The organism is Streptomyces griseus subsp. griseus (assembly GCF_000720255.1).
GTDB classification, from domain to species: Bacteria; Actinomycetota; Actinomycetes; order Streptomycetales; family Streptomycetaceae; genus Streptomyces; species Streptomyces griseus_I.
Genome location: NZ_JOJE01000103.1, coordinates 1 through 2,503 on the forward strand (window position 1 = coordinate 1; position 2,503 = coordinate 2,503).

General features: G+C 67.4%; 1 protein-coding gene and 1 pseudogene. Both read right to left on the reverse strand.

The window, feature by feature from the left end:
* Positions 1-725 (reverse strand): annotated as a pseudogene (locus IG99_RS52470) (condensation domain-containing protein); the annotation flags it as partial.
* Positions 664-2,503: amino acid adenylation domain-containing protein (locus IG99_RS43215; protein ID WP_234312179.1), on the reverse strand; the 1,840-nt coding region annotated here is incomplete at its 5' end. The pseudogene IG99_RS52470 and the gene IG99_RS43215, both read right to left, overlap by 62 nt.

Sequence of the window (2,503 nt, forward strand, 5' to 3'; positions counted from 1 at the left end):
GCGAACCGGATTCAACACCTCGACGAGGCGCTCGAACGGCACGTCCTGTGCCGCGAAGGCCCTGAGGTCGGTCTCCCGGATCCGTGCGACCAGCTCCGCAAACGACGGATCGCCGGACACGTCCGCCCGCAGGACCAGCGTGTTCACGAAGAACCCGACCAGATCATCCAGCGCCTCGTCCAGACGACCCGCCACCGGAGAGCCGATCGGAATGTCCTCGCCCCACGCTCACGCGCCAGGCTCATCACACGGCGGTGCAGCCCCGCCTCAAACGCCACCTCGACAACCTCACCCTGATGCGAGGCCACCAGTGGACGCGGACGATCGAACGGCAGGGCCAGCTGCTCCGGAACACTGGCGAGTTCATTTCGCCAGAACTCCACCTGGTCCGCGTCACCCTCATCGCCCAGCAACTCGCGCTGCCACAACGTGTAGTCCGCGTACTGCACCGGCAACGGCTCCCACTCCGGAACCGCTCCTTCGCACCGCGCTCCGTACGCCGACGCCAGATCCCGCGCCAACGGGCCCAACGACCAGCCGTCACCCGCGATGTGGTGCATGACCGCAGCCAACACCCACTCGTCCACGGCTACTCGGAAGGCCCACGCCCGCAGCGGGATCTCGGACTCCAGGTCGAACGCGTACGCCGAGACGTCCTCGATGTCACTCCACCAACCCCGCGACCGTCGGCGCCTCGAACAACGCGCGAACACCCAACTCCACACCCAGCACCGACCGGATACGGCTCACCAGACGCGTCGCCAGCAGCGAATGCCCACCCAGCTCGAAGAAGTTGTCATCAATGGACACCCGCTCGACGCCCAGGATCTCCGCGAACACCGCGCACAGGACCTCCTCCTGCGGCGTACGCGGACCACGACCCGCGCCATCAGCGGCGAACTCGACTGCGGGCAGGGCCCGTCGGTCCAGCTTTCCGTTCGGCGTCAGCGGCAGCGCGTCGAGGATGAGGATCGCTGAGGGAACCATGTACTCCGGGACCGCCGCGGCCACATGGGCACGCAGAACCTGCGGGTCGAGCATCACGCCGTCGGCAAGAACGACGTATCCCACGAGGCGGTCGTCGCGGACGATGACGGTGGCCTGGGTGACGTCAGGGTGTGTGGCGAGGACGGTTTCGATCTCGCCGAGTTCGATGCGGAAGCCTCGGATCTTGACCTGGTCGTCGGTACGGCCGAGGTATTCGATCTCACCGTCGGTGTTCCAACGGACGAGGTCTCCGGTGCGGTACATGCGCGTCCCGGGAGCGCCGTAGGGGTCGGCGACGAAGCGTTCCGCCGTCAGACCGGGCCGCTGGTGGTAGCCCCGGGCCAGCTGAACACCGGCGATGTACAGCTCGCCTGCCACGCCGACGGGTACGGGGGACAGGCCTTCGTCCAGGACGTACAGCTGCGTGTTCCACACGGGCCGCCCGATCGGCACGGTCGTACCCGCCGGCGCCGAGCATTTCCACCATGACACGTCGACCGACGCCTCGGTCGGCCCGTAGAGATTGAACAACGGGACATCCAGCACCTGCCGGAACCGGTCGACCGCCTCCGGCGGCAGTGCCTCACCGCTGCACACCACCCGCCGAAGCACACCGCCGCACCGCACCGCGGCAGGCTCCTGGAGGAAGACCTGGAGCATGGACGGCACGAAGTGCACCGTCGTCACCCGCTCCTGGGCGATCAGCGACGCCAGATATTCCGGATCCCGATGCCCACCGGGCCGGGCCACGACCAACCCCGCGCCGGTCAGCAGCGGCCAGAAGAACTCCCACACCGACACGTCGAATCCCGACGGCGTCTTCTGCAACACCCGGTCGTCCCCGGCCAGCTCGAACCGGTCCTGCATCCACAACAACCGGTTCACGATCCCTCGGTGCTCGACCACCACACCCTTCGGCCGGCCCGTAGAACCCGACGTATAAATCACATACGCAGGCGAACCCGGGTCCACGACAACTGGCAGATCGTGTTCATCGGCGACGGCCTGCGCGCTCTCGGCCAGCATCTCCTCCGTGACCACGCACATCGGGGCAGCGTCATCGAGGATGTAGGCGATGCGGTCGGCCGGATAGTCGGGGTCGACAGGCACGTACGCCGCACCCGTCTTCAGCACCGCAAGCAATGCCACCACGAGTTCCGCCGACCGTGGCAGCGCGACCGCCACGAATCGCTCCGGCCCCGCACCTCGCTCAATCAACAACCGGGCCAGGCGATTTGCCCGCTCATTCAACGAGCGATACGACAACTCCACGCCTTCGAAGACCACTGCGGTGGCATCCGGAGTACGTGCGACCTGCTCCTCGAACAACTCGGGCAACGTACGGTCAGGCACCACGGCAGCGGTGTCGTTCCAGTCCGTGAGGACCCGACCCAGCTCGGCGTCGTCGAGGATGCGCGCCCGACTGACCGGCTGCTCCGGGGCCGCCAGGACCTCCTCCAGGAACCGCGCAAGCCAGCCCGCCATCCGCTCGATCGTGGGCCGGTCGAACAGGTCC